The sequence below is a fragment of the Pseudomonas khorasanensis genome (genome assembly GCF_014268505.2).
Classification (GTDB): domain Bacteria; phylum Pseudomonadota; class Gammaproteobacteria; order Pseudomonadales; family Pseudomonadaceae; genus Aquipseudomonas; species Aquipseudomonas khorasanensis.
Genome location: NZ_JABWQP020000003.1, coordinates 461,433 through 486,205, shown reverse-complemented (window position 1 = coordinate 486,205; position 24,773 = coordinate 461,433). Strand labels below are relative to the sequence as shown.

Sequence of the window (24,773 nt, the reverse complement as noted above, 5' to 3'; positions counted from 1 at the left end):
TTTCAATTACTTGAGAACCGGTTAAAAAACGCTCAGACCGCCCCCCACAAACGAAGAGAAACCATCGCCCTCTATATATAGAAGGAGACTCAAAGCACCCCCTCCTCCCTCAGCGCCGCCACCGCACTCGCCCCAAGCCCCAGTACTCGCTGCAAAACCTCCAGCGTGTGCTCGCCTAATAAAGGAGGCGCATGTCGATATTCGACGGGCGTCTCGGACAACCGAATCGGGCTCGCCACCTGAGGTACTCTTCCAGCCAACGCATGAGGCAACTCTATCGCCAGGCCACGCGCTTTCACCTGTGGATCTTCGAAGACCTGCGACAAATCATTGATCGGCCCACAGGGCACGCCCGCCTGCTCCAACAGTGCAACCCATTCGGCTGTCGTTTTGAATACCGTCGCCTGACGGATCAATGGAATCAGCACTGCCCGGTTTGCTACCCGCAGCTTGTTGGTCGCGAAGCGTGGATCATCCGCCCAGTGCGGTTGCCCTGCCACCTCGGCAAACTTGCGAAACTGCCCGTCATTACCCACGGTAAGGATGAAGTCGCCATCAGCCGTAGGAAAGTCCTGATAAGGCACGATGTTCGGATGCGCATTGCCCAGACGCGTTGGCGGATTGCCCGTAGTCAGGTAGTTCATGGCCTGATTGGCCAGACACGCAACCTGTACATCCAGCAGAGCCATATCAATGTGCTGCCCGCCACCGTCGTGATCGCGATGAGCCAGCGCCGCTAGAATCGCCACCGTCGAATATAGTCCGGTCAGGATATCCGTCAGCGCCACCCCGACCTTTACAGGCCCCGCGCCCTCATCACCCTCGGGCCGGCCAGTGAGACTCATCAGCCCACCCAGCCCCTGGATCATGAAATCGTAACCCGCTCGTTTGGCATACGGCCCGGTCTGGCCGAAGCCAGTAATGGAGCAATAGATCAGATTGGGGTTGATCGCTTTCAGGGACTCGTAGTCCAGTCCATAAGCCGCCAGCCCACCGACCTTGAAGTTTTCAATGAGGATGTCCGACTTCGCCGCCAGGTCGCGCACCAGCTTTTGTCCTTCCGGACGGGTTAAGTCGATGGTCACCGATTGCTTGTTACGGTTCGCAGACAGGTAATAGGCTGCCTCAGAGGTATTCTCGCCATAAGCATCTTTCAGGAAGGGCGGCCCCCAGGCGCGGGTGTCATCGCCATTGCCCGGGCGCTCGACCTTGATCACCTCAGCGCCAAGGTCGGCAAGGATCTGCCCGGCCCATGGCCCGGCCAGCACTCGTGATAAATCCAGTACCCGCAGGTGCGACAGCGCGCCCATGGTCTGCCCTCCTGTCAATAGAACGCCTGCAGACCGGTTTGCGCACGCCCGAGGATCAGCGCGTGAACGTCGTGTGTACCTTCATAGGTGTTCACCACTTCCAGGTTGACCAGATGACGAGCAACGCCGAACTCATCGGAAATGCCATTGCCACCCAGCATGTCGCGCGCCATGCGGGCGATATCCAGCGACTTGCCGCAGGAGTTGCGCTTCATGATCGAAGTGATTTCAACGGCGGCTGTGCCTTCGTCTTTCATGCGCCCCAGACGCAGGCAGCCTTGCAGTGCCAAAGTGATCTCAGTCTGCATATCGGCGAGCTTCTTCTGGATTAGCTGAGTCGCCGCCAATGGGCGACCGAACTGGTGACGATCCAGGGTGTATTGACGCGCGGTGTGCCAGCAGAATTCGGCGGCGCCCAGCGCGCCCCAGGAAATGCCGTAGCGTGCGGAGTTGAGGCAGGTAAACGGACCTTTGAGGCCACGCACGTCCGGGAAGATGTTTTCTTGCGGCACAAACACGTTATCCATGACGATCTCGCCGGTAATCGAAGCGCGCAGCCCGACCTTGCCGTGAATCGCCGGAGCACTCAGCCCCTTCCAGCCTTTCTCCAGCACAAAGCCACGAATGTCGCCGGCGTCGTCCTTGGCCCACACCACAAACACGTCAGCGATCGGGCTGTTGGTGATCCACATCTTCGCGCCGGTCAGGCTGTAGCCGCCATCGACCTTGCGCGCCCGGGTAATCATCGCGCCCGGATCGGAGCCGTGGTTCGGCTCGGTCAGGCCAAAGCAACCGATCCATTCGCCGGAGGCCAGTTTCGGCAGGTACTTCTGTTTCTGCGCTTCGGTCCCGAACTCATTGATGGGCACCATCACCAGCGAGGACTGCACACTCATCATCGAGCGGTAGCCGGAGTCGACGCGCTCCACTTCCCGAGCGATAAGACCATAGCTGACGTAATTCAGACCGCTGCCACCGTACTGCTCAGGGATGGTCGCGCCCAACAGACCGACTTCACCCATCTCGCGGAAGATCGCCGGGTCGGTCTTCTCATGGCGGAAAGCTTCGAGTACGCGCGGTGCGAGGCTCTGTTGAGCGAACTGCTCGGCGGTATCGCGGATCATGCGCTCTTCTTCGGTGAGCTGCTGATCCAGCAGGAGGGGATCGATCCAGTTGAAGCTAGCTTTACCGCCCATGAGTGTGTCCTCGCAAATCGGGTGAATAACGTGGCATTGATCCTAGGCGCGGTCAGCCGATGGGGCAAACGAGGTTTTTGCATTCTGTTGTGCTAATTTCTCACTCCGTAACATCTCGAGGTACCTGATCAACGGCGTATTAGTGAGGATGACGTACATGCGCAGAAAGATCCCCAGCACCACTGCTCTGATCAGCTTCGAAGCTGCCGCACGCCACGAAAGCTTCACCAGGGCGGCCGAAGAACTTTCGCTGACGCAGGGCGCTATTTGCCGACAGATCGCCAGCCTCGAAGAGTTCCTTGGCGTGGAATTGTTCCGACGCTCTCGGCGCGGGGTGAAGCTGACAGAAGCGGGGCTTTCCTACAGTCGTCGCGTGGCAACTCAACTCGATGCGGTCGAACGTGACACCTTATCGATCATGGGCCAGCAAGGCACCAACGTGATTGAGCTCGCCGTGGTGCCTACCTTCGGCACGCAATGGTTACTGCCACGTCTAAAGGATTTTCAGCTCAAGCACCCGGAAGTCACCGTCAATCTGACCAACCGCACCCGGCCCTTCCTGTTTGCCGATACCGAATTCGACGCGGCAATCTACTTCGGTGACGCCGATTGGTCCGGTACCGAATCCCACAGGTTGATGGGTGAAAATCCAGTGCCGGTCTGCAGCCCCGCCTTACTTGGCAACAAGACTCATCTGACGGCCGAAGCCATCGCCGAACTACCGCTGCTGCAGCAGACCACCCGGCCTTACGCTTGGCGCCAATGGTTCATATCGCAACACCTGAATATCCCGCGCGACATGACAGGTCCGCGCTACGAGCTATTCTCCATGCTGGCCCAGGCAGCCATGCACGACATGGGCATTGCGCTGATTCCGCCGTTTCTGATCCAGCGTGAACTGGTTGAAAGCAGACTGGTGATTGCCAACCCTCAAGCGCTACCCAGTATCAAGGCTTATTACCTGATGATTCCTGAGCGAAAAGTCGAATCCGCCTCTTTGAAAGCATTTCGAGACTGGCTGATAGACCAGGCGCAAAGCTACAGCAGCGAATAATAAAGGCCTCCAGCGTTAATTAACCCAGTAGTCAGGAAATCGAAAACCCTACAGATATAAGTATTTGTCGCTTTTGCGTCGACTGTATTCGAAAGTCGTACAGACGTCCCACAAGCTGCCAACGACGTGGCTTTGAGCCTCTATTGGCGACTCATTACTGTCTATTCACGCCACCGATGCGAAATTTTTCCAAATTCAGCCAGAATCCATACGGAGCAAGGCCTGTAAGGGTTTCAGTCGGCCTCGTGCGACATTCGGTCACGGCATGACTTGTAGTTAATTTTCCGTCACCCGTCATAATCCCTTGAAGGGCTTAAAGTTCGCCTGCAAAATGCCGCGCCCCGCCCTGATTTGGCGGGATCGTGCTGATCGGCCGCCCCAGCCGCACCATCCGCAGTGCATGGGTTTACTCAATAAGATCACGCAGGAGATTTGACGTGCACATTGGTGTTCCTCTCGAAACCCAGACCGGTGAAACACGGGTTGCTGCAACCCCTGAAACCATAAAAAAGCTGGTCAGCCAAGGCCATAGAGTCACTGTGCAATCCGGCGCTGGCATTAAAGCCAGCGTTGTCGACGGTGCCTATGAAGCGGCCGGCGCAAGCATTGGCAGCGCCAATGACGCGTTTGGCGCCGAGTTGATTCTCAAGGTGGTTGCCCCAAGCGACGCCGAACTGGCGCTGATCAAGCGCGGTTCGGTGCTGGTGGGCATGCTCAACCCGTTCAACAACGACACCATTGCCCAGATGGCTGAATGCGGGATTACCGCGTTCGCCCTCGAAGCAGCGCCGCGCACCTCACGGGCGCAGAGCCTTGATGTGCTGTCTTCGCAGGCAAATATCGCCGGCTATAAATCGGTGCTGCTGGCCGCTCACTATTACCCACGTTTCATGCCGATGCTGATGACCGCTGCGGGCACCGTGAAAGCGGCGCGCGTGCTGATCCTCGGCGCCGGTGTGGCGGGATTGCAGGCGATTGCCACGGCCAAGCGCCTGGGCGCTGTGATCGAGGCTTCGGATGTGCGTCCGGCAGTGAAAGAACAAATCGAATCCCTCGGCGCGAAATTCGTCGATGTGCCTTACGAGACCGATGAAGAACGCGAATGCGCAGTTGGCGTGGGCGGTTACGCTCGACCCATGCCGGCGAGCTGGATGCAGCGTCAGGCCCAGGCCGTGCACGAACGCGCAAAGCAGGCTGACATCGTCATCACCACTGCGCTGATTCCAGGTCGCAAGGCGCCGACGTTGCTCAGCGCCGAGACCGTGGCGCAGATGAAACCGGGTTCGGTGGTTATCGACCTCGCCGCTGCTCAGGGTGGCAATTGCCCGCTGACCGTCGCCGATCAGATCGTCGTGGAAAACGGTGTGACCATCGTCGGCCCGACCAATCTGGCCGGTGAAGTGGCAGCCGACGCTTCGGCGCTGTACGCCCGCAACCTGCTGGACTTCCTGAAGCTGGTCTTCACCAAGGAAGGCCAATTTGAAGTGAACCTCGAAGACGACATCGTCGCCGCGTGCCTGATGTGCCGCGACGGCCAAGTCATCCGCAAAAACGCCTAAGCAGGGATTCAAACGATGGAAGAGCTTATCTCCCCCGGTATCTACAACCTGATCATCTTCGTGCTGGCGATTTATGTCGGTTATCACGTGGTCTGGAACGTTACACCTGCGCTGCACACGCCGTTGATGGCAGTGACCAACGCGATTTCCGCGATTGTCATCGTAGGCGCCATGCTGGCTGCGGCGCTGACGGTCACGCCTTTGGGCAAAACCATGGGCACCCTGGCCGTGGCACTGGCGGCGGTCAACGTCTTCGGTGGCTTCCTGGTCACTCGTCGCATGCTTGAGATGTTCAAGAAGAAAGCCCCGAAAGTAAAAGAAGAGGCGCCGAAGTAATGAGCATGAATCTCGTCACGACGCTCTACCTGATCGCGTCGATCTGCTTCATCCAGGCCCTCAAAGGCCTGTCGCACCCCACCACTTCGCGACGCGGCAACCTGTTCGGCATGCTCGGCATGGCGTTGGCGATCATCACCACCGTTGGCCTCATCTACAAGCTCGGCGCTGAGCTTGCCACAGCGGGCATCGGTTACGTGATCGTCGGCCTGCTGGTCGGTGGCACCGCCGGTTCGGTCATGGCCAAGCGGGTTGAAATGACCAAGATGCCGGAACTGGTCGCCTTCATGCACAGCATGATCGGTCTGGCGGCGGTCTTCATTGCCATTGCCGCTGTGGTTGAGCCGCAGTCGCTGGGCATCGTCAAGCAACTGGGCGACGCGATCCCGGCTGGCAACCGTCTGGAGCTGTTCCTCGGGGCGGCCATCGGTGCGATCACCTTCTCCGGTTCGGTGATTGCGTTCGGCAAGTTGTCGGGCAAGTACAAGTTTCGCCTGTTCCAGGGGGCACCGGTACAGTTTTCCGGTCAGCACAAGCTGAACGCGGTGCTGGGCCTGGCTACGCTGGCGCTCGGCCTGACCTTCATGTTCACCGGCAACCTCACCGCATTCGCGATGATGCTGGCGTTGGCGTTCGTGATGGGTGTGCTGATCATCATCCCGATCGGCGGGGCAGACATGCCAGTAGTGGTGTCGATGCTCAACAGCTATTCGGGTTGGGCGGCGGCCGGTATCGGTTTCTCGCTGAACAACTCGATGCTGATCATTGCCGGCTCCCTGGTGGGTTCGAGCGGTGCGATTCTGTCGTACATCATGTGTAAGGCAATGAACCGTTCCTTCTTTAATGTGCTGCTCGGCGGTTTCGGCAATACGGCGGACGCTGGCCCGGCCGGTGCTAAAGAAGCGCGACCGGTCAAATCCGGCTCCGCGGATGACGCGACCTTCCTGCTGACCAACGCCGATACTGTGATCATCGTGCCGGGCTATGGTCTGGCGGTGGCTCGCGCCCAGCATGCGCTGAAGGAACTGACCGAGAAGCTGACACACCGTGGCGTGACCGTGAAGTATGCGATCCACCCGGTTGCGGGGCGGATGCCTGGACATATGAACGTCCTGCTGGCCGAGGCCGAAGTGCCTTACGACCAGGTTTTCGAGATGGAAGACATCAACTCCGAGTTCGGCCAGGCCGACGTGGTGCTGGTGCTCGGCGCGAACGATGTGGTCAACCCGGCCGCGAAGAACGATCCGAAGTCGCCGATTGCCGGCATGCCGATTCTCGAAGCGTTCAAGGCCAAGACCATCATCGTCAACAAGCGCTCGATGGCCAGCGGTTATGCCGGCCTGGACAACGAGTTGTTCTATCTGGACAAGACCATGATGGTCTTCGGCGACGCGAAGAAGGTCATTGAAGACATGGTCAAAGCGGTCGAGTAATCGCCACTGCACTGCCGAACGCCCCGACTTGTCGGGGCGTTTTTGTTAGCGAGAAAGGATGGACGATTTGCCGCGTTGTTGCAGATTTAGCAACGGTGTTTTACTTGAAACCCGCGAAATAGAGGCCTCGTTTGCGACCATGGTAGCGGGACAGGCGCCCGCCAAATTCACTAGACTGCGCATCCTGCTACTCGCTGCCCGAGAAATAATCCATGTACCGTGACCGAATTCGCCTGCCTTCGTTGTTGGATAAAGTGATGAGCGCTGCCGACGCCGCTGCTCTGATAGAGGACGGCATGACCGTCGGCATGAGCGGCTTCACCCGTGCCGGCGAAGCCAAGGCCGTTCCCCATGCACTGGCTGAGCGCGCCAAGGTCACGCCATTGAAGATCAGTCTGATGACAGGCGCCAGCCTGGGCAATGACCTGGACAAGCAATTGACCGAGGCCGGCGTCCTGTCGCGCCGCATGCCGTTCCAGGTCGACAGCACTTTGCGCAAGGCGATCAATGCCGGCGAAGTCATGTTCATCGATCAGCATCTGTCGGAAACCGTCGAGCAATTGCGCAACCAACAGTTGAAGCTGCCGGACATCGCCGTCATCGAGGCAGTTGCCATCACCGAACAAGGCCATATCGTGCCGACCACCTCGGTGGGCAATTCGGCGAGTTTCGCCATTTTTGCCAAACAGGTCATCGTCGAGATCAATCTGGCGCACAACGCCAACCTCGAAGGCCTGCATGACATCTATATACCGACGTACCGTCCGACGCGTACGCCGATTCCGCTGGTGAAGGTCGACGATCGCATTGGCAGCACGGCGATCCCGATTCCGCCAGAGAAGATCGTTGCGATTGTCATCACCCAACAATCGGACTCCCCGTCAACGGTGTCGACACCGGACGCTGACACCCATGCCATCGCTGAACACCTGATCACCTTCTTCAAGCAGGAAGTCGACGCTGGTCGCATGACCAACAAGCTCGGCCCGCTGCAGGCCGGGATCGGCAACATCGCTAATGCGGTGATGTGTGGCCTGATCGATTCGCCGTTCGAAGACCTGACCATGTACTCGGAAGTGCTGCAGGACTCGACCTTCGATTTGATCGACGCGGGCAAGCTGAGCTTCGCCTCGGGCAGCTCGATCACTTTGTCGGAGCGGCGCAATAGCGACGTGTTTGGCAACCTGGAGAAGTACAAGGCCAAACTGATTCTGCGTCCGCAGGAAATTTCCAACCACCCGGAAGTGGTGCGGCGCCTTGGCATCATCGGGATCAACACCGCGCTGGAATTCGACATCTACGGCAACGTCAACTCCACCCACGTCTGCGGCACGCGGATGATGAACGGAATCGGCGGCTCCGGCGATTTCGCGCGCAATGCGCATCTGGCGGTCTTCGTGACCAAGTCGATTGCCAAGGGTGGCGCGATCTCCAGCGTGGTGCCGATGGTCAGTCACGTCGACCATACCGAGCATGACGTCGACATTCTGGTGACCGAGATGGGGCTGGCTGACTTGCGGGGCCTGGCACCACGCGAACGTGCGCGTGTGATCATTGATAACTGCGTACACCCAGACTTCCGCCAGGCACTGAATGATTACTTCACTGCGGCCTGCGCGATCGGTGGCCACACACCGCACATCCTCCGCGAAGCCCTGAGCTGGCATATAAATCTTGAAGAAACCGGGCGCATGCTCGCGGTCTAAAACGCACAGATCAGTCACTGACGCAAAACAGTTTGCATCAGTGGTTGCGCGCCAGCTCCCATATCATCAAAAACTGTACTGCTGTACTGGTCTTTTCCTACAGCATAAACCTACGCCAAGGGCTAAAAACCGCGACTATGCACCAACAAGGTGCACACAGGTACAGTTTGCGCTATTTCGACCCGTACACCGCCCGCAAACAGTTAACTGGTCACTCACAATACAGTTGAACTGTATCTAGAGAGCATTGGCAAACGAGAGGATCATGGGCACCAGTCAAACCACTACCTGATCCCGCCACAAGCGGAAGGATGTCAACCATGGAACGTACACTCAGTTCCGAACTGTTCTTCGAAGACAAAGCTGTAAACACCCAGGCTTCCCTGCCTTTGCGCGTTCTCGCCAACCTGATGTTGTGGCAGCGCCGCATCTCCAGCCGCCACCAACTGGCCCGTCTGGATTCGCGTCTGCTGGCTGACGCCGGTATCAGCGAAGCACAACGCTACGAAGAGCTGAGCAAGCCGTTCTGGCGCTAATCAGCGTCGCTGGCTCTGGTCGATAGACCCACCGCCAGCAACCCGAATTGAATAAACAAAACCCGTCGTGGGAAACCACGGCGGGTTTTGTCGTTTTCGTCTAGTGAGATACTGAAACGGCGGCATCGAACGTCAACCAGCACAATTTCATTAATCTAGAAAAACGCCCGTACAGTTAGCTAATTCGGTAATCCAGTCGTAGCCACCACTGGGCGAACCGCAACGGGCAGCCTAATATCCACCAGGAACGTGGCGAACGTTAAGCGACTGGCGTCTGACTCCTCAGATACCGAGCCACCTCTCACTACGGTTTATCCAAAGGAGTTTCACCATGACCCGTTTTCGTCTGCTCAGTGCCGCCGCCCTGCTGGCCTTCGCTGCCAACGCCAGCGCCACCAGCTTCATCGTGACCACCGACTCGATTGTCGGCGCTCTGAAAGCGTCCTCCGACGCCACTTCCGACGTGACCTCCTCTTTCCGTGACGACAAGATCGTGCTCGCCGCCCGTGATGACGCTGCAAGCTTCGTCGCCAGCGAAGGCGATATCCGTGGTGTGAAACTGGAAAGCGCGCTGGAGCACATCCGTCATCAAGCGCCACAGCTCAGTGCGACCGACGCACAGCTGGCTCAAGCCATTCTGACGCTGTAAACGTTTGCGACATCGGGACACGCCTTGCCGTGCCCCGATGTCGCAACGCTGGCTCTGGCCCGGGCATTTGCGCTAGCCTTCAGGCTCGTTAACAGTTGTCGAGTCCTATGCGCTTTCTTCCAAATCTGCTCATCACTTCTGCTTTATTGTCCGCCTGCTGGGCGACGTCTGCCGGCGCCTTCGATGCCTTCAATGCTTCGACGCAAGGCATTGTCGTCAGCGCTTATGCCACCAGCATGGTGTCTTCTGCACCGTTCGACCGTAAACTGCTGGTCGCCGCCCATGATGACGCGGCCGCTTTCGTTGCCAGTGACGGTCAATGGCGAGGCGCCCGGCTGGAATCCGCGCTGCATTATTTGCGCAAGACCCGGCCAAAACTTCATGCCAGCGACCTTGAACTGGCGCAAGCAATTCTCGTCCAATAGTTATCCTTGTCCTTCCGGAGTCGTTCCATGCGTAGCCCGCTGATTGCTGCCGCCCTTGGCCTGTTTGTATTGGCCGACGTGGCCCAGGCGCAAACCCTGGTAGCCACCAGTAACATCATCGTTCGTGCCTCCCAGCGCACCATCGATTTCACCTCCGATACCACCACGTCGATTCGCGATTCGAAAATCATCCGCGAAGCCCACGACGACGCCGCCAGTTTCGTCGCCAGTAATGGCGATATCCGTGGCGCACATCTCGAAGCTGCTCTCAACACCTTGCGCACTCGCGTGCCGGAAGCGCGCGACGCCAGCGATCAGGTACTCGCCGAAGCCATCCTCGCACTGTGAAGTCATTCGGCACCTGGCTGCTGGCCGGGGCGCTGCTGCTGATCGGCAGCAGCGCCCACGCCGGCCTGCAATTGCGGCTCAAGACCGACGGATTGAGCCCCGCCCAACAACAGGCCAGCCAGGCGCTGATCGATGAGGCCATGCAGAAATTGCCGCCGAGCTTCATCGAGCGGCTGGATCGGCGCATCGATGTCGGATGGACCGACAAAATGCCCGCCAATGCTTACGGGCAGGCCACGCTGGTTTCCGAGCTCGATCTGAATCGCAAGCTGCTCGCCGGTCTCACCGACGGCAGCGCGGCCAAAGAAAAGACCAATCGTCCCCACGGAACTGTGCGGCAGGAACTGCTCGCGACGGTGCTGCACGAAATCACCCATATTTATGATCGCGCGCGCTTGTGGCCCAGCGCCGAGCGTACGTTGATCCAGCGCTGCACCCGGCGTTTCGACAGCGTGGGGCTGATCGGCATGCCCGATGAGTGTCGCGGACAGAACGGTCGTCGCTTCACCCTCAGCGATAACCCGCGCCTGCTTGATCTGGCCGGCTGGCCGCAATACGTCGGCCGTCGGGGCGAGCGTGAACAACACAACCGCCAGATTGCTCGCAGCCCGGATCTGTACGAAATCTCCAGTCCCAAGGAATTCGTCGCGGTCAACATGGAGTACTTCCTCCTCGACCCGAGCTACGCCTGCCGTCGCCCAGCGCTGTATCGCTACTACAAGGATCATTTCGGCTGGGCGCCGCCAACGAAGGACACTTGCAGCACAAGCTTCGCCTTCCTCAATGCGGGCAATGACTTCGCCAAACAGCCCCTGGGGCGCGTCGATCCGGAACGCGTCTACGCAGTGGATTACCTGCTGGCCGAGGCCAATCAGAACTGGGTCAGCCGCTGGGGCCACAGCATGTTGCGCCTGGTGATCTGCGCGCCCGGCCGCCCGCGTGGCCCGGACTGCCGGCTCGACCTGGATCAGCACCTCGTGTTGTCCTACCGCGCCTTCGTTGGCGACGTACAGCTTTCCAGCTGGGACGGACTGGTGGGCAAATACCCGTCGCGGCTGTTCGTGTTGCCGCTGGCGCAGGTGATCGACGAGTACACCAAGACCGAACTGCGCAGCCTCGCTTCGGTGCCGCTGAACCTGTCGCGCGAGGAAATCGAAGGCGTCGTCGAACATGCCGCCGAGATGCACTGGAGCTATGACGGCAACTACTTCTTTCTGTCCAACAACTGCGCAGTGGAAGGTTTGAAACTGTTGCGCAGCGGCAGTAACAACACACAGCTTGTCGGCCTCGACAGCATCATGCCCAACGGCTTGCTGGAAGTGCTCAAGGGCCGCGGCCTGGCCGACACCAGCGTGCTCGATGATCCGAAAGAGGCGCTGCGCCTGGGTTACCGTTTCGACTCGTTCCGCGATCGTTATCAAGCGATGTTCGACGTGCTGAAGAAGCAACTGCCCATCAAACAGACCACCGTCGAAGAGTGGCTTTCGTTGACGGCTGAAGAGCGTCGAGAATGGTTCGAGCATGCTGATTTGCGTACCAGCGCGGCGCTGTTGCTGCTGGAACAGGCGAGTTTCCGCCGCCAGTTGCTGCTGGCGCAGGACGAGGTCAAGCAACGCTACCTCGGCGCGCGCGAACTGGAAAACGGCGGCATGGACAAAGCCAACGCGACCCTGCAGGAAATCCTCGCCAACAGCGGCTTCCTTAGCCGTCCGGCGGAACTGCTCGACTCAAAAGGTTACGGATTACCGCAGCCGAGCGAATTTGACCGGCTGGAAGCGGAAAGCAGTCAGCGGCAAAAGAAGCTGCTGGCCCTGACCGGCGACCTGGACACCGAAGTGCGCAAGTTGCTTGAACCCAAACGCGCGGCCGAGATTGCCGCCGGTGAGGCCAATGTGAAGCAGATCGGCGAGCATCTGCGCAAACTGCACAAGGCCTCGGGCGGATTGCAATTGCCCTGACAAACAAAAAAGGCTTCAGAACAATGTTCTGAAGCCTTTTTTTATTCATCCGGTGCGGTAAAGCACCGATCCGTGCGATTAGAGGCGGGCCTTGCGCACGCCGTCTGCCAGCGCCGAGCACAGCGTCAACACACCATCGATGGCCTGCTCAGGCGTATCGGCGCTGGCGATGTGATCGATCAGCGCCGACCCCACCACAACACCTTCCGCCAATCGGGCGATGGCCGCTGCCTGCTCCGGTGTACGGATACCGAAACCGATGCTGATCGGCAGAACGGTATGACGACGCAGACGCGCAACCGCCTCTTCAACGTGCTCCAGAGTCGCTGCACCGGCACCGGTCACACCGGCCACCGACACGTAATAGACGAAACCGGAGCTGCCATTGAGCACGCGCGGCAAACGCGCATCATCGGTAGTCGGCGTGGTCAGGCGAATGAAGTCCAGACCGGCAGCCTGCGCCGGGTCGCACAGTTCTTCGTTGTGCTCCGGCGGCATGTCGACAACGATCAGGCCATCGACGCCGGCCTCTTTGGCTTCAGCGATAAAACGCTCGACGCCGAATTTGTGGATCGGGTTGAAGTAGCCCATCAACACCAGCGGAGTTTCGCTGTTGCCGGCACGGAACTCACGAACCATTTGCAGGGTTTTCGCCAGATTCTGTTTGGCACCCAACGCACGAATGTTGGCCAGCTGGATCGCCGGGCCATCGGCCATCGGATCGGTGAACGGCATGCCCAGCTCGATCACATCGGCACCCGCAGCAGGCAAGCCTTTGAGGATCGCCAGCGAAGTGTCGTAGTCGGGATCACCGGCGGTGACGAAGGTCACCAGCGCGGCGCGGTTCTGCTCTTTGAGGTCGGCAAAGCGTGTTTGCAGGCGGCTCATCAGTGTTTCTCCTGCTGCGACTGTTCCATATGGTGCATGACGGTTTGCATGTCTTTGTCGCCACGGCCCGACAGGTTGACCACCATCAGGTGATCCTTCGGCAGCTTCGGAGCGCGCTTGAAGACTTCTGCCAGGGCGTGGGCGCTTTCCAGCGCCGGAATGATCCCTTCCAGGCGGCAGCATTTGTGGAACGCCTCGAGCGCTTCGTCGTCGGTCACCGAGGTGTATTGAACGCGGCCAATGTCATGCAACCAGGCGTGCTCAGGGCCGATGCCCGGGTAGTCGAGACCGGCGGAAATCGAGTGGGCGTCGATGATCTGGCCATCGTCATCCTGCAGCAGGAAGGTGCGGTTGCCGTGTAGCACGCCCGGAACGCCGCCATTGAGGCTGGCCGCGTGCTTGCCGGTTTCGATGCCGTAACCGGCCGCTTCGACGCCGATGATTTCAACGCTCTTGTCATCGAGGAACGGGTGGAACAGGCCCATGGCATTGGAACCGCCGCCGATGCACGCGACCAGGCTGTCCGGCAGGCGCCCTTCCTGCGCTTGCAGCTGATCGCGGGTTTCCTTGCCAATGACGGCCTGGAAGTCGCGAACCATCGCCGGGTACGGGTGCGGACCGGCGACCGTGCCGATCAGATAGAAGGTGTTGTCGACGTTGGTCACCCAGTCACGCAGGGCTTCGTTCATCGCGTCCTTCAAAGTGCCGGTGCCGGCGACCACCGGGATCACTTCGGCGCCCAGCAGCTTCATGCGGAACACGTTGGCCTGCTGACGTTCGATGTCAGTCGTGCCCATGTAGATCACGCAATCGAGACCGAAACGTGCAGCGACGGTGGCTGTGGCCACGCCGTGCATACCCGCGCCGGTCTCGGCAATGATGCGCTTCTTGCCCATGCGCCGTGCCAGCAGGATCTGGCCGATGCAGTTGTTGATCTTGTGCGCGCCGGTGTGGTTCAGCTCTTCACGCTTGAGGTAGATTTTCGCGCCGCCGCAGAACTCGGTCAGGCGTTCGGCGAAGTACAGTGGGCTGGGACGTCCGACGTAGTCACGCTGAAAGTAGGCCAATTCCTCTTTGAACGCGGGATCTTCCTTGGCCGCTTCGTATTCGCGAGCCAGGTCGAGGATCAACGGCATCAGGGTTTCCGCGACATAACGGCCACCGAACGCGCCGAACAGGCCGTTGGCGTCAGGGCCGCTACGCAGATCAGAGGTGTTTGAAGTCTGGGTCATGGGTCGCTCCAGGTGCATTCGGTCAAAAGGCAATGACGTCCACTCTACCCCTGACCATCTATGCTGAAAACCGATAAGATCGGCACAACCTGTCAGGAAAACTCACAGATACCATGAGCCATGACCTTCCCCCGTTGAACGCCCTGCGCGCTTTCGAGGCCACCGCCCGGCTGAATAGCGTCAGCCAGGCCGCCGAACAGTTGCACGTTACCCATGGCGCAGTCAGCCGCCAGCTCAAACTGCTGGAGGAGCATCTGGGCGTGAGTCTTTTCGTCAAGGACGGGCGCGGCTTGAAACTCACAGATGCCGGCGTGCGGTTACGTGACGCCAGCGGCGAAGCGTTTGATCGGTTGCGCAGTGTCTGCGCGGAGTTGACGCAAAGCACCGCCGACGCCCCGTTCGTACTCGGCTGTTCGGGAAGCCTGCTGGCGCGCTGGTTTATTCCGCGTCTGGGACGGTTGAATGCCGATCTGCCGGATTTGCGGCTGCACCTTTCCGCTGGCGAAGGCGATCTTGATCCCCGGCGTCCGGGACTGGATGCGTTGCTGGTTTTCGCCGAGCCGCCGTGGCCGGCCGATATGCAGGTCTACGAGCTGACAGCGGAACGCATCGGCCCGGTGATGAGCCCGCTGTTCAGCGGCTATCAACGTCTGCGAGTCGCTCCGGCCGCAGGTTTGCTAGACGAGCCTGTGTTGCACACCACCTCCCGTCCGCAAGCCTGGCCAAGCTGGGCGCAGCAGAACGGCCTCGACGCAAAGGCGTTGAAGCTTGGGCAAGGTTTCGAGCATTTGTATTATTTGCTGGAAGCAGCCGTGGCAGGCCTCGGGGTAGCAATCGCGCCGCAGCCATTAGTCGCCGAGGATTTGAAGGCGGGTCGCCTGGTTGCGCCGTGGGGCTTCTGCGAAACCCCGGCGCAACTGGCGTTGTGGCTACCCAAGCGCGCCGCGGACGGGCGCGCCCGGCAACTGGCGCAGTGGCTCAAGAACGAGCTGCGCCAGACCGATCACTCGCCGCGCTTGAACAGCAGATAAGCGGCCAGTAGACCCAGTGCGCCGACCGCCACACCGGCCGTGGTCCACGGATGTTCCTGCGCGTAATCGCGGGTGGCGATACCGGTTTCACGGGTTTTCACTTTGACTTCTTCATAGGCGTCGCTGAGCAGGTGACGCGAGTGCTTCAGCGCACTTTCAGCATTGCTTTTCAGCGCCTTGAGGGTCTTGCGCGACTCGTCCGAAGCATCGTCTTTCAGGCTTTCCAACGATTTGAGCAGACTCTCGATCTCGGCTTCCATGCTTTGCAACGAGGCTTTACGTAAAGAGGTGTTGGCCATGGTGGCTCTCCTGCATTGGTGATGAGTGGCGTGTGTTGGTTGGGACTTCACCATGTCGAGAAAGTGCAGAAATTCTGAACTTCGGCAGCGCAGCGGCACCGAAATCAACAGTGCAATTGGCTGCTAGTCTCAATTGCGTACGCCATTCCACACCCAAGGAGAACGCCATGAGTGACCATCACACGTACAAGAAAGTCGAGCTGGTCGGTTCGTCCACCACCAGCATCGAAGACGCAATCAACAATGCGTTGGCCGAAGCAAACAAGACCCTGCGCAATCTGGAATGGTTTGAAGTGACCGAAACCCGTGGCCACATCGAAAATGGCCGCGCGGCACACTTTCAGGTCACGCTGAAAGTCGGCTTCAAGATTGCCGACAGTTGAGTTTGGTCTAGTCTTCTGAACTTGCGCGCTGGCCGAGTGCCATAGGGAATGGCAAAGCGCTACAAGGTGGGTGTATCAGGCCGATGCCCTGATGCCCGCCTCATTCAATCCGACCAGGGAGTGCAACCGATGAAGAAGTTCATGTTGGCAGTAGGTTTGTTGAGCCTTGCCGGTGGTGCGTTTGCTGCCGGCAAGCCGTGTGAAGAGCTGAAAAGCGAGATTGCGGCAAAGCTCGACGCCAAAGGTGTTTCCGGCTATTCGCTGGAAGTTGTCGACAAAGGCGCGGCGGCAGACGCCAAAATTGTTGGGACCTGCGAAGGCGGCAGCAAGGAAATCGTCTACACGCGCGATTGATTGCGCCGCAAATACAAAAGCCGATGCGGATGCATCGGCTTTTTTGTAGGCAACGATTTCCCGTGTGGGGCTGCGGCCTTTTGATCTCAATTCACGATCAAAAGATCGCAGCCTCGTTGCACTCGACAGCTCCTACAAGGGACCGGGTTATCCTTTCATGACTTGCGCCAGCAATTCGTAGGAACGTACGCGATCTGCGTGTTCGTAAAGATCGCTGGTGAAAATCAGCTCATCCGCCTGGGTCTGTTCAACCAACACTTCAAGCTTGGCGCGGATCTTTTGCGGGCCGCCGACCATCGCCAGACCAAGGAAGTCACCCACCGCCTCACGCTCATGGGGCAGCCACAGGCCGTCCATGGTTTTCACCGGCGGACGCTGCACCAGACTTTGCCCGCGCATCAGCGCCAGAATGCGTTGGTACACCGATGTCGCCAGGTAATCGGCTTGCTCGTCGGTATCGGCAGCCACCAGCGGCACACCCAGCATCACATAAGGCTTGTCGAGCACCGCCGACGGCTTGAAGTGATTGCGATAGACGCGGATCGCCTCGTGCATGAAGCGCGGGGCGAAGTGCGAGGCGAAGGCGTAAGGCAGACCACGCTCGCCGGCCAGTTGCGCACTGAACAGGCTGGAACCGAGCAGCCAGATCGGCACATTGGTGCCGGTGCCGGGCATGGCAATCACGCGTTGTTCGGGGGTGCGCGGGCCGAGGTAGCGCATCAGTTCGGCGACGTCTTCGGGGAAATCGTCAGCACTGCCGGAGCGCTCGCGACGCAGGGCCCGTGCGGTCATCTGGTCAGAACCGGGGGCGCGGCCAAGGCCCAGATCGATACGCCCCGGGTACAGACTTTCGAGGGTGCCGAACTGCTCTGCGATCACCAGCGGCGCATGGTTGGGCAGCATCACACCGCCGGAACCGACACGAATCGTCGAAGTGCCACCGGCCAGATAACCGAGCAGTACCGAGGTGGCCGAACTGGCGATGCCGTCCATGTTGTGATGTTCGGCGACCCAGAACCGGGTGTAGCCAAATTTTTCGGCGTGCTGCGCCAAGTCCAGCGAGTTGTGCAAAGACTGCGCAGCGCTGCCGTTTTCGCGTACCGGCACCAGATCGAGGGTGGAAAATTTTACGTCGGACAATTGTTTCATAACCTGCATCTCCGAATGAGGAGGCAGGTTTTTCTTGCGAGCGAAAACCTGCCAGATCCATAAGCGTGTTTTATGGAATGAGGGCATATACCCGAGATTCAATAGCAGCGAAGAAATTTCCTACTAAAAAAGTCAACGATTCGACCAGGCTGAACTTTGTTCCGCCGTCTATCCTCAGAAGCCTTGCTAGTAAAAACCACGATGGCGCGGCGTTCCGCGCCACACTTGAGGAGGCAGACATGGCTATCGTTAAAAAGGCATCGGCGCATTGGGAAGGCGATCTGAAAACCGGTCTCGGCTCGATTTCCACCGAAACCGGCGTCCTCAGAGAAGCACCCTACGGCTTCAAGGCACGCTTCGAAGGCGGCAAGGGCACCAACCCGGAAGAACTGATCGGCGCGGCTCATGCCGGCTGCTTCTCCATGGCGTTTTCGATGATCCTCGGCGATGCCGGTCTGAAAGCAGACAGCATCGATACCAACGCCGAGGTCACTCTCGATCAGGTTGGCGGTGGCTTCGCGATCACCGCGGTGAAGCTGATTCTCAAGGCGAAGATCCCGGGGGCGACTCAGCAACAGTTTGAAGAGTTGAGCAACAAGGCCAAGGAAGGGTGCCCGGTTTCCAAGGTGCTGAATGCGAAGATCACCCTCGAGGCTTCGCTGGTCAGCTGATTCGGCGTTTGCCGGGCTAACGCCTTCGCGAGCAGGCTCGCTCCCACAGGGGATTTGTGCACGTCGCAGATCCAGTGTGGGAGCGAGCCTGCTCGCGAAGGCAGTCTCGAAACCAGCTCAGCGGCCGGCAATTAATACAAGGTGTGAGCAAAGTCAGAACCCGCTCTGTAGAAATGTGGTCGAATAATCGACAGCAGCTTCAGCGCACGCCCGTGCGCGCTGCCTCAAGGAGTTTCATCGATGAAACGTATTGGCTTGGCGATCCTTTGCAGTGCACTGGCCACCTCGGTTATGGCGGCACCCAAAGACTGTGAAGAGCTTAGAAAAGAAATCGAAATCAAGATTCAGGCAAAAGCCATCCCGTCATACACCCTGGAAATCATCACTGCTGAAGAAGCGAAACAGCACGACGTCGCCATGATCGTGGGCTCGTGCGAAAACGGCACAAAGCGAATCATCTATCAGAAAAACGATAGCTGAATCGCTAAATGATGCAGTTGAACTCCCGGTCTTCGGCAACGATTTCGCGCTTGGCATTGTACAAACGCGCGCTTGGGGTGAACGCCAGCGAGCGCCCCTCCAGCAGATAACGCTGGCCGGCCTCGAAATGGTCATAACGGATCGTCAGATAGCACAAGCGCTCGACCGGGCCGGTCAGCAAACTGCCGCCGCCGCCAAACACCTCGAAGTCGAAACGCACCCGCAGTTCATGGCTGCCGGGGGTGACCTGGAAGTAGCGCCCGTCGCTTAATCGCTGATTGTCGAGACGCTCAGCCATCAGCAGTTTGCCCCCCGGGCTTGGCGTTGAAAATTCGACCCAGGCCATTTGCGGATCGACCGGCGGCAACGGCGTCTGGCAACCGGCGACAAGACTGGCAGCAAGCAATGGCAGCAAGGTTCGCATGATGAATATCCACAGATCTGAACAGCCAGCATAGCGCCGATCAGGTGCTCTGACAGCCCGCAGGGGTGCCCTGACCGACTACTTTGCGCTGTTCGTCATAAAGTTTGGCCCAAGGCCGGAAACCGATGCTGCCGGCCTGCAATTGATAGCGCTGGCCGGCATTGAAATCCTTGAATTTCACACTCAGCTGACAATCGCGCCACAGCGGTTCGGCATTCGGGCCGATGTTGGTGGCCTCGACCGGGAACAGATAGCGCACCTTCAGCTCATGGCTGCCGGGTTGCACTTCGAAATAGCGTTTGTCGATCGCTTGTGTGGCATCGACTTGCACGGCTTGCAGCGCCGTGTCCTGTTGGCCGGCGCTCAGATCGATCCAGGCTTGCGAGGGATCGGGGTCGGGCATTCCGAATCCGGCACAACCGGCCAGCGTCAGCAGGCCCCCTGTCAGCATCAACATGCGCATAGCGGTGCTCCTTTAGGCGGGATAGTCTTGCGGGCAGACTCTCCGGGGAATTTCTTATTTTGATCAGGCCGTTCTCAAGCCTTGGGTTACTTGATCGCGTTTTTCCGATTTTGTTTCCGGGCGTGTTGTTTTTGTTACTCAACGGTTGCGCCAGCGTCAGCTATTACAGCCAGCTGGCCAGCGGGCAATTGCAATTGCTGCGGGCGCGAGAACCGGTGGAACAGGTGATCGCCGACCCGGGGCGCGACGCGACCTTGCGCGCGCACCTGGCCCAATCGCAAAAGGCCCGCACCTTCGCCAGCGAGCATCTGCATCTGCCAGACAACCAGAGCTATCGCCTGTACGCCGACATCGGCCGGCCGTTCGTGGTGTGGAACGTGTTCGCCACGACGGAGTTTTCCCTGAGCCCGCAAAACCATTGTTTCCCGATTGCCGGGTGCGTGGCCTATCGCGGCTACTACAATCAGAGCGCTGCCCGAGGCGAAGCGGCGATTCAGCGCTTGCAGGGCATGGACGTGTCGATTGGCGGCGTCGAGGCTTACTCGACACTCGGCTGGTTCAACGACCCGATCCTCAATTCGATGATGGGTTGGGGTGATGAACGCCTGGCCACGCTGATTTTTCATGAGTTGGCGCACCAGCGTTTCTACGTGAAGGATGACACTGAGTTCAACGAGTCATTTGCCACGTTTGTCGAGCAGGAAGGCACACGACAGTGGCGTGCGTTTTGCGGGCTGCCACCGGACTCGGATTCAAGGCTCAAGCAGCGCGACCAATTCATAGGCCTGGTGCTCGAAACGCGTTCACGGCTGGAGACGCTGTATGCGCAGCCGTTATCGGCCGAGCAGATGCGTGCACGAAAAACGGCGGAATTCGAGCGGTTGCGTCGCGAGTATCGAATAATGAGGGACGGCCAGTGGGGCGGGGATAAACGTTATGACGCCTGGGTGAATGCGCCGCTGAACAATGCACGGCTGCTGCCGTTTGGGCTGTATGACCAGTGGGTGCCAGCGTTTGCGGCGTTGTTCCGACGGGTCGACGGGGATTGGCAGACGTTTTATCGGGAAGTGGAAAAGTTAGGTGACCTGCCAACGGTTGAGCGCAAGGCGGCCTTGAAAGCTTTGGCCCAATCCTGATGATTTCGGGGCGTAACAGGCCCCTTCGCGAGCAGGCTCGCTCCCACATGGAATCAAGGTGCCCCCGTGGGAGCGAGCCTGCTCGCGAAGACTATTTCATCAACGCTGCAAAAACGCCTGATGCAACGCATCCAGCGTCTCGAAGTGATAAGCCGGCGCCTCGGCATTCAACTCCTCGAAACTGCCAAATCCATACCCCACCGCCGCCGCATCCAGGCCGTTGCTGCGCGCGCCGATCAAGTCATGCTTGCGATCACCGACCATCAGGGTCTGCGCCGGATCCAGCCCTTCCTGTTCGAGCAAATGGGCGATCAGCTCAACTTTGTTGGTCCGCGTGCCATCAAGCTCGCTGCCATAGATCACTTTGAAATGCCGGGCAAAGTCGAAATGCCGGGCAATCTCGCGGGCGAATACCCACGGTTTGGATGTCGCGATGTACAACTGCCGCCCCTGCCCGCTCAGGGTTTCCAGCAGTGGCGTCACCCCGTCGAACACGCGATTCTCGTAAAGGCCGGTCACTTTGAAGCGCTCACGATAGAAATTCACCGCTTCCCAGGCCTTGGCCTCGTCGAAATCGTAGAACTGCATAAACGCTTGCAGCAGCGGCGGGCCGATGAAGTGTTCCAGCCTGGTGAGGTCCGGCTCATCGATACCGAGGTTGGCGAGAGCAAATTGAATGGAACGCGTGATGCCCTCACGCGGGTCGGTCAGGGTGCCATCGAGGTCAAACAGTACGGTCTGGTAATGCATGGGATTTCCTGAGCAAGTCGCAAATCGATTCAAAGCGAGTCGTAGCCTTCAGCCAGATGCAGGTCCTTGAGCTTCACGTAATTCGCCGCGCTGTATGTGAAGAAGGCGTTTTCCTTGTCGGTCAGCGGCCGGATCTGTTTCACCGGGCTGCCGACATACAGGTAGCCGCTTTGCAGGCGCTTGCCCGGCGGTACCAGGCTGCCGGCGCCAATGATCACGTCGTCTTCGACCACCGCGCCGTCCATGACGATGCTGCCCATGCCTATCAACACGCGGCTGCCAACGGTGCAGCCGTGGAGCATGACTTTGTGCGCGATGGTCACGTCGTCGCCGATCAACAGAGGGAAGCCGTCCGGGTTGAACGGGCCGGCGTGGGTGATGTGCAGCACGCAACCGTCCTGCACGCTGGTGCGCGCGCCGATGCGGATGCGGTGCATGTCGCCACGGATCACCGTCAGCGGCCAGACGGAGCTGTCTTCGCCGATTTCGACGTCGCCGATCACCACCGCGGAGCCGTCGACAAAAGCGCCTTTGCTCAACTGCGGGGTGTGGTTCTGGTATTTGCGAAGGGACACGATTAGTTCTCTCTCTGTCGCCGATAGCTGCGGTGAGTGTCGATTGTAATTAAGATGGGCGCATGTTTCTTCCAGCCAAGGTGCCAACCGTGAGCGTGAACAATCCTCTGCTTCAGTCCTACGATCTGCCACCGTTCTCCACGATCCGTGCCGAACACGTGCTGCCAGCGATCGAAACCATCCTGGCCGACAACCGCGCCGCGATCGCCGAAATCCTCGAGACCCAAGGCCAGAAGCCTACCTGGGCGGGCCTCATATTGGCGATGGACGAACTCAACGATCGTCTCGGTGCGGCATGGAGCCCGGTCAGCCATCTTAACGCCGTGTGCAACAGCGCCGAGCTTCGCGAAGCCTACGAGTCGTGCCTGCCGGCCCTGAGCGCCTATTCCACCGAAATGGGCCAGAACCGCGAACTGTTCCAGGCCTATGAAGCGTTGGCCAACAGCCCGGAAGCCGCCGGTTTCGACGTGGCGCAAAAAACCATTCTGGAACAGGCCCTGCGTGATTTCCGCCTGTCGGGTATCGATCTGCCCGAAGCCGAGCAGAAGCGCTACGCCGAAGTGCAGAGCAAACTTTCCGAGCTGGGCAGCCGTTTCTCCAACCAGTTGCTCGACGCCACCCAGGCGTGGACCAAGCACGTCACCGACGAGGCCGCCCTCGCCGGCCTGACCGACTCGGCCAAGGCGCAAATGGCCGCCGCCGCACAGGCCAAAGGCCAGGATGGCTGGCTGATCACACTCGAATTCCCAAGCTATTACGCGGTGATGACCTACGCCCAGGACCGCACGCTGCGTGAGGAAGTCTACGCCGCCTACTGCACCCGCGCCTCGGATCAAGGCCCGAACGCCGGCCAGAACGACAATGGGCCGATTATGGAAGAGATCCTCGACCTGCGTCAGGAGCTGGCGAAACTGCTGGGTTTCACCAGTTTCGCCGAGCTGAGCCTGGCCACCAAAATGGCCGAATCCAGCGATCAGGTGCTGAGCTTTCTGCGCGATCTGGCCCAGCGCAGCAAGCCGTTCGCCGCGCAGGATCTGCAACAGCTGCGCGCGTACGCAGCGGAACAAGGCTGCGCCGATCTGCAAAGCTGGGACAGCGGTTTCTATGGCGAGAAACTTCGTGAGCAGCGCTACAGCGTCGCTCAGGAAACCCTGCGCGCCTACTTCCCGATCGATAAGGTGCTGAGCGGCCTGTTCAGCATCGTCCAGCGCCTGTACGGCATCGAGATTGCCGAGCAGAAAGGCTTCGACACCTGGCACCCGGACGTGCGCCTGTTCGAAATCAAGGAAAACGGTCAACACGTCGGCCGCTTCTTCTTCGATCTGTATGCCCGCGCCAACAAGCGTGGTGGTGCGTGGATGGACGGCGCCCGCGACCGTCGCCGCACCGCTGACGGCGTGTTGCAGAGCCCGGTGGCCAATCTGGTGTGCAACTTCACCCCGGCCGACAGCGGCAAACCTGCCTTGCTGACCCACGATGAAGTGACCACCCTGTTCCACGAATTCGGCCATGGTTTGCATCACCTGCTGACCCGCGTCGAGCATGCCGGCGTGTCGGGCATCAACGGCGTGGCGTGGGACGCGGTCGAGTTGCCAAGCCAGTTCATGGAAAACTGGTGCTGGGAACCGGAAGGCCTGGCGCTGATTTCCGGCCACTACGAAACCGGCGAGCCGCTGCCGCAGGATCTGCTGGAAAAAATGCTCGCGGCAAAAAACTTCCAGTCCGGGTTGATGATGGTGCGTCAACTGGAGTTCTCGCTGTTCGACTTCGAACTGCATGCCACACACGGTGACGGCCGCAGCGTTGCCCAGGTACTCGAAGGCGTGCGGGACGAGGTCTCGGTGATGCGCCCGCCAGCCTACAACCGCTTCCCCAACAGCTTCGCGCACATTTTCGCCGGCGGTTACGCAGCGGGTTACTACAGCTACAAGTGGGCCGAAGTGCTGTCGGCGGATGCCTTCTCGAAATTCGAAGAAGACGGCGTACTCAACGCAGAAACCGGCCGGGCCTTCCGCGAAGCGATTCTGGCGCGCGGTGGCTCTCAAGCACCGATGGTGCTGTTCGTCGACTTCCGTGGCCGTGAGCCGTCGATTGACGCACTGTTGCGCCACAGCGGCCTGAGTGAGGACGCAGCAGCATGAGCGATGGCCCTGTAATCACCAAAAAACGCTTTATCGCCGGGGCTGTTTGCCCGGCGTGCAGCGAGCCGGACAAACTGATGATGTGGAACGAGGACGGCGTGCCGCACCGCGAATGCGTGGCCTGCGGCTATTCCGACACGCTCAATGAACAGGGCCTGTCGGTGCCCAAGGAGCTGGGCACGCGTGTCAACACCAGTGCGTTGAAACCTGCTGCCGACAAGAAGGTGCAGGCCGTACAGTTTTTCCCGAACCCGAAGCTGAAGAAAAAGCCTGACGAGCAACAGTGA

At 59.4% G+C, this 24,773-nt stretch carries 28 protein-coding genes; 18 read left to right on the top strand and 10 right to left on the bottom strand.

Going from position 1 to position 24,773, the window contains the following annotated elements; all coding sequences use genetic code 11:
• Nucleotides 1–89: 89 nt before the first annotated feature.
• Both HU727_RS11600 and HU727_RS11595 read right to left on the bottom strand, forming a co-directional pair.
• The gene (locus HU727_RS11600; RefSeq protein WP_186531478.1) at nt 90–1,310 is read right to left on the bottom strand and encodes a CaiB/BaiF CoA transferase family protein; all 1,221 of its coding nucleotides are present in this window, start codon (nt 1,308–1,310) and stop codon (nt 90–92) included.
• A gap of 14 nt (nt 1,311–1,324) precedes the next feature.
• On the bottom strand, nt 1,325–2,506 hold the full coding sequence (locus tag HU727_RS11595) for an acyl-CoA dehydrogenase (RefSeq protein ID WP_186531476.1): 1,182 nt from the start codon (nt 2,504–2,506) through the stop codon (nt 1,325–1,327).
• A 157-nt stretch (nt 2,507–2,663) separates the two neighbouring features.
• On the opposite strand from HU727_RS11595, the gene HU727_RS11590 reads away from it, so the two are divergent.
• From HU727_RS11590 to HU727_RS11545, 10 genes are all read left to right on the top strand, one after another.
• The gene (locus tag HU727_RS11590; RefSeq protein ID WP_186531474.1) at nt 2,664–3,560 is read left to right on the top strand and encodes a LysR family transcriptional regulator; all 897 of its coding nucleotides are present in this window, start codon (nt 2,664–2,666) and stop codon (nt 3,558–3,560) included.
• 437 nt (nt 3,561–3,997) lie between these two features.
• The gene (locus HU727_RS11585) at nt 3,998–5,119 is read left to right on the top strand and encodes a Re/Si-specific NAD(P)(+) transhydrogenase subunit alpha (RefSeq protein WP_186531472.1); all 1,122 of its coding nucleotides are present in this window, start codon (nt 3,998–4,000) and stop codon (nt 5,117–5,119) included.
• 15 nt (nt 5,120–5,134) lie between these two features.
• Nucleotides 5,135–5,455 carry an NAD(P) transhydrogenase subunit alpha part 2 gene (locus HU727_RS11580; RefSeq protein WP_003187417.1) on the top strand — a complete coding sequence of 107 codons (321 nt, stop codon included), beginning with the start codon at nt 5,135–5,137 and terminating at the stop codon, nt 5,453–5,455.
• Nucleotides 5,455–6,888, top strand: a complete 1,434-nt coding sequence (locus HU727_RS11575; protein ID WP_186531470.1) for an NAD(P)(+) transhydrogenase (Re/Si-specific) subunit beta — start codon at nt 5,455–5,457, stop codon at nt 6,886–6,888. The genes HU727_RS11580 and HU727_RS11575 overlap by 1 nt, the downstream gene beginning before the upstream one ends.
• Before the next feature lie 212 nt (nt 6,889–7,100).
• Nucleotides 7,101–8,594, top strand: coding sequence for a succinyl-CoA:acetate CoA-transferase ScpC (gene scpC, locus HU727_RS11570; protein WP_186531468.1), 1,494 nt, complete (start codon nt 7,101–7,103; stop codon nt 8,592–8,594).
• Nucleotides 8,595–8,914: 320 nt separating this feature from the next.
• Nucleotides 8,915–9,130 (top strand): DUF1127 domain-containing protein, encoded by a 216-nt coding sequence (locus HU727_RS11565; RefSeq protein ID WP_008081135.1) that lies wholly within the window; start codon nt 8,915–8,917, stop codon nt 9,128–9,130.
• 331 nt (nt 9,131–9,461) lie between these two features.
• Nucleotides 9,462–9,779, top strand: a complete 318-nt coding sequence (locus tag HU727_RS11560; RefSeq protein ID WP_186531465.1) for a DUF2388 domain-containing protein — start codon at nt 9,462–9,464, stop codon at nt 9,777–9,779.
• Between the two features lie 107 nt (nt 9,780–9,886).
• Complete coding sequence (locus HU727_RS11555) at nt 9,887–10,204, top strand: DUF2388 domain-containing protein (protein ID WP_186531463.1); 318 nt, start codon at nt 9,887–9,889, stop codon at nt 10,202–10,204.
• A 27-nt stretch (nt 10,205–10,231) separates the two neighbouring features.
• Nucleotides 10,232–10,552 carry a DUF2388 domain-containing protein gene (locus HU727_RS11550; protein WP_186531461.1) on the top strand — a complete coding sequence of 107 codons (321 nt, stop codon included), beginning with the start codon at nt 10,232–10,234 and terminating at the stop codon, nt 10,550–10,552.
• Nucleotides 10,549–12,510 carry a DUF7844 domain-containing protein gene (locus HU727_RS11545; RefSeq protein WP_186531459.1) on the top strand — a complete coding sequence of 654 codons (1,962 nt, stop codon included), beginning with the start codon at nt 10,549–10,551 and terminating at the stop codon, nt 12,508–12,510. Before HU727_RS11550 ends, HU727_RS11545 begins: the two co-directional genes overlap by 4 nt.
• Nucleotides 12,511–12,588: 78 nt before the next feature.
• Here HU727_RS11545 and trpA read toward each other — a convergent pair whose 3' ends face one another.
• Nucleotides 12,589–13,398 carry a tryptophan synthase subunit alpha gene (trpA, locus tag HU727_RS11540; RefSeq protein ID WP_186531457.1) on the bottom strand — a complete coding sequence of 270 codons (810 nt, stop codon included), beginning with the start codon at nt 13,396–13,398 and terminating at the stop codon, nt 12,589–12,591.
• Nucleotides 13,398–14,630: a tryptophan synthase subunit beta gene (gene trpB, locus HU727_RS11535; RefSeq protein ID WP_186531455.1), complete on the bottom strand. Its 1,233-nt coding sequence runs from the start codon at nt 14,628–14,630 to the stop codon at nt 13,398–13,400. The genes trpA and trpB overlap by 1 nt, the downstream gene beginning before the upstream one ends.
• A 113-nt stretch (nt 14,631–14,743) precedes the next feature.
• Here trpB and HU727_RS11530 point away from each other — a divergent pair, with 113 nt between their 5' ends.
• Nucleotides 14,744–15,661, top strand: a complete 918-nt coding sequence (locus HU727_RS11530; protein WP_186531453.1) for a LysR family transcriptional regulator — start codon at nt 14,744–14,746, stop codon at nt 15,659–15,661.
• On the opposite strand, the gene HU727_RS11525 is transcribed toward HU727_RS11530, so the two are convergent.
• A complete protein-coding gene (locus HU727_RS11525) occupies nt 15,634–15,960 on the bottom strand; it encodes an ElaB/YgaM/YqjD family protein (RefSeq protein WP_095190284.1) in 327 nt (108 codons plus the stop codon). The two genes, HU727_RS11530 and HU727_RS11525, sit on opposite strands and share 28 nt — an antisense overlap.
• A 167-nt stretch (nt 15,961–16,127) precedes the next feature.
• Here HU727_RS11525 and HU727_RS11520 point away from each other — a divergent pair, with 167 nt between their 5' ends.
• Together HU727_RS11520 and HU727_RS11515 are read left to right on the top strand one after the other, a co-directional pair.
• Nucleotides 16,128–16,343, top strand: coding sequence for a dodecin (locus HU727_RS11520; RefSeq protein WP_186531451.1), 216 nt, complete (start codon nt 16,128–16,130; stop codon nt 16,341–16,343).
• Nucleotides 16,344–16,472: 129 nt separating this feature from the next.
• Nucleotides 16,473–16,697, top strand: a complete 225-nt coding sequence (locus tag HU727_RS11515) for a DUF1161 domain-containing protein (protein ID WP_186531503.1) — start codon at nt 16,473–16,475, stop codon at nt 16,695–16,697.
• A gap of 147 nt (nt 16,698–16,844) precedes the next feature.
• Here the strand turns inward: HU727_RS11515 and HU727_RS11510 are convergent, their stop codons facing one another.
• A complete protein-coding gene (locus tag HU727_RS11510) occupies nt 16,845–17,846 on the bottom strand; it encodes an LLM class flavin-dependent oxidoreductase (RefSeq protein ID WP_186531449.1) in 1,002 nt (333 codons plus the stop codon).
• 239 nt (nt 17,847–18,085) lie between these two features.
• Between HU727_RS11510 and HU727_RS11505 the strand changes: the two genes are divergently transcribed.
• Both HU727_RS11505 and HU727_RS11500 read left to right on the top strand, forming a co-directional pair.
• Entirely contained in the window at nt 18,086–18,517 is a 432-nt protein-coding gene (locus HU727_RS11505) for an OsmC family protein (RefSeq protein ID WP_186531447.1), read from the top strand.
• 240 nt (nt 18,518–18,757) lie between these two features.
• A complete protein-coding gene (locus HU727_RS11500) occupies nt 18,758–18,997 on the top strand; it encodes a DUF1161 domain-containing protein (RefSeq protein ID WP_186531445.1) in 240 nt (79 codons plus the stop codon).
• A 4-nt stretch (nt 18,998–19,001) separates the two neighbouring features.
• On the opposite strand, the gene HU727_RS11495 is transcribed toward HU727_RS11500, so the two are convergent.
• Both HU727_RS11495 and HU727_RS11490 read right to left on the bottom strand, forming a co-directional pair.
• Complete coding sequence (locus HU727_RS11495) at nt 19,002–19,421, bottom strand: PA0061/PA0062 family lipoprotein (protein WP_186531443.1); 420 nt, start codon at nt 19,419–19,421, stop codon at nt 19,002–19,004.
• Nucleotides 19,422–19,461: 40 nt separating this feature from the next.
• Nucleotides 19,462–19,884: a PA0061/PA0062 family lipoprotein gene (locus HU727_RS11490; protein WP_186531442.1), complete on the bottom strand. Its 423-nt coding sequence runs from the start codon at nt 19,882–19,884 to the stop codon at nt 19,462–19,464.
• 59 nt (nt 19,885–19,943) lie between these two features.
• Here HU727_RS11490 and HU727_RS11485 point away from each other — a divergent pair, with 59 nt between their 5' ends.
• Nucleotides 19,944–21,020, top strand: coding sequence for an aminopeptidase (locus HU727_RS11485; RefSeq protein WP_186531440.1), 1,077 nt, complete (start codon nt 19,944–19,946; stop codon nt 21,018–21,020).
• Nucleotides 21,021–21,119: 99 nt separating this feature from the next.
• Here HU727_RS11485 and HU727_RS11480 read toward each other — a convergent pair whose 3' ends face one another.
• Complete coding sequence (locus HU727_RS11480; protein ID WP_186531438.1) at nt 21,120–21,770, bottom strand: HAD family hydrolase; 651 nt, start codon at nt 21,768–21,770, stop codon at nt 21,120–21,122.
• Between the two features lie 29 nt (nt 21,771–21,799).
• Nucleotides 21,800–22,345, bottom strand: a complete 546-nt coding sequence (locus tag HU727_RS11475) for a gamma carbonic anhydrase family protein (RefSeq protein WP_186531436.1) — start codon at nt 22,343–22,345, stop codon at nt 21,800–21,802.
• Nucleotides 22,346–22,434: 89 nt separating this feature from the next.
• On the opposite strand from HU727_RS11475, the gene prlC reads away from it, so the two are divergent.
• Both prlC and HU727_RS11465 read left to right on the top strand, forming a co-directional pair.
• Nucleotides 22,435–24,486, top strand: coding sequence for an oligopeptidase A (gene prlC, locus HU727_RS11470; protein WP_367617000.1), 2,052 nt, complete (start codon nt 22,435–22,437; stop codon nt 24,484–24,486).
• Nucleotides 24,483–24,773, top strand: coding sequence for a YheV family putative zinc ribbon protein (locus tag HU727_RS11465; RefSeq protein ID WP_016772316.1), 291 nt, complete (start codon nt 24,483–24,485; stop codon nt 24,771–24,773). The genes prlC and HU727_RS11465 overlap by 4 nt, the downstream gene beginning before the upstream one ends.

Bases quoted from the DNA above. Each gene is read 5' to 3' on its own strand.
- HU727_RS11600 (WP_186531478.1), bottom strand. From the start codon at position 1,310: ATGGGCGCGCTGTCGCACCTGCGGGTACTGGATTTATCACGAGTGCTG.
- HU727_RS11595 (WP_186531476.1), bottom strand. From the start codon at position 2,506: ATGGGCGGTAAAGCTAGCTTCAACTGGATCGATCCCCTCCTGCTGGAT.
- HU727_RS11590 (WP_186531474.1), top strand. From the start codon at position 2,664: ATGCGCAGAAAGATCCCCAGCACCACTGCTCTGATCAGCTTCGAAGCT.
- HU727_RS11580 (WP_003187417.1), top strand. From the start codon at position 5,135: ATGGAAGAGCTTATCTCCCCCGGTATCTACAACCTGATCATCTTCGTG.
- HU727_RS11575 (WP_186531470.1), top strand. From the start codon at position 5,455: ATGAGCATGAATCTCGTCACGACGCTCTACCTGATCGCGTCGATCTGC.
- scpC (WP_186531468.1), top strand. From the start codon at position 7,101: ATGTACCGTGACCGAATTCGCCTGCCTTCGTTGTTGGATAAAGTGATG.
- HU727_RS11565 (WP_008081135.1), top strand. From the start codon at position 8,915: ATGGAACGTACACTCAGTTCCGAACTGTTCTTCGAAGACAAAGCTGTA.
- HU727_RS11560 (WP_186531465.1), top strand. From the start codon at position 9,462: ATGACCCGTTTTCGTCTGCTCAGTGCCGCCGCCCTGCTGGCCTTCGCT.
- HU727_RS11555 (WP_186531463.1), top strand. From the start codon at position 9,887: ATGCGCTTTCTTCCAAATCTGCTCATCACTTCTGCTTTATTGTCCGCC.
- HU727_RS11550 (WP_186531461.1), top strand. From the start codon at position 10,232: ATGCGTAGCCCGCTGATTGCTGCCGCCCTTGGCCTGTTTGTATTGGCC.
- trpA (WP_186531457.1), bottom strand. From the start codon at position 13,398: ATGAGCCGCCTGCAAACACGCTTTGCCGACCTCAAAGAGCAGAACCGC.
- trpB (WP_186531455.1), bottom strand. From the start codon at position 14,630: ATGACCCAGACTTCAAACACCTCTGATCTGCGTAGCGGCCCTGACGCC.
- HU727_RS11530 (WP_186531453.1), top strand. From the start codon at position 14,744: ATGAGCCATGACCTTCCCCCGTTGAACGCCCTGCGCGCTTTCGAGGCC.
- HU727_RS11525 (WP_095190284.1), bottom strand. From the start codon at position 15,960: ATGGCCAACACCTCTTTACGTAAAGCCTCGTTGCAAAGCATGGAAGCC.
- HU727_RS11520 (WP_186531451.1), top strand. From the start codon at position 16,128: ATGAGTGACCATCACACGTACAAGAAAGTCGAGCTGGTCGGTTCGTCC.
- HU727_RS11515 (WP_186531503.1), top strand. From the start codon at position 16,473: ATGAAGAAGTTCATGTTGGCAGTAGGTTTGTTGAGCCTTGCCGGTGGT.
- HU727_RS11510 (WP_186531449.1), bottom strand. From the start codon at position 17,846: ATGAAACAATTGTCCGACGTAAAATTTTCCACCCTCGATCTGGTGCCG.
- HU727_RS11505 (WP_186531447.1), top strand. From the start codon at position 18,086: ATGGCTATCGTTAAAAAGGCATCGGCGCATTGGGAAGGCGATCTGAAA.
- HU727_RS11500 (WP_186531445.1), top strand. From the start codon at position 18,758: ATGAAACGTATTGGCTTGGCGATCCTTTGCAGTGCACTGGCCACCTCG.
- HU727_RS11495 (WP_186531443.1), bottom strand. From the start codon at position 19,421: ATGCGAACCTTGCTGCCATTGCTTGCTGCCAGTCTTGTCGCCGGTTGC.
- HU727_RS11490 (WP_186531442.1), bottom strand. From the start codon at position 19,884: ATGCGCATGTTGATGCTGACAGGGGGCCTGCTGACGCTGGCCGGTTGT.
- HU727_RS11480 (WP_186531438.1), bottom strand. From the start codon at position 21,770: ATGCATTACCAGACCGTACTGTTTGACCTCGATGGCACCCTGACCGAC.
- HU727_RS11465 (WP_016772316.1), top strand. From the start codon at position 24,483: ATGAGCGATGGCCCTGTAATCACCAAAAAACGCTTTATCGCCGGGGCT.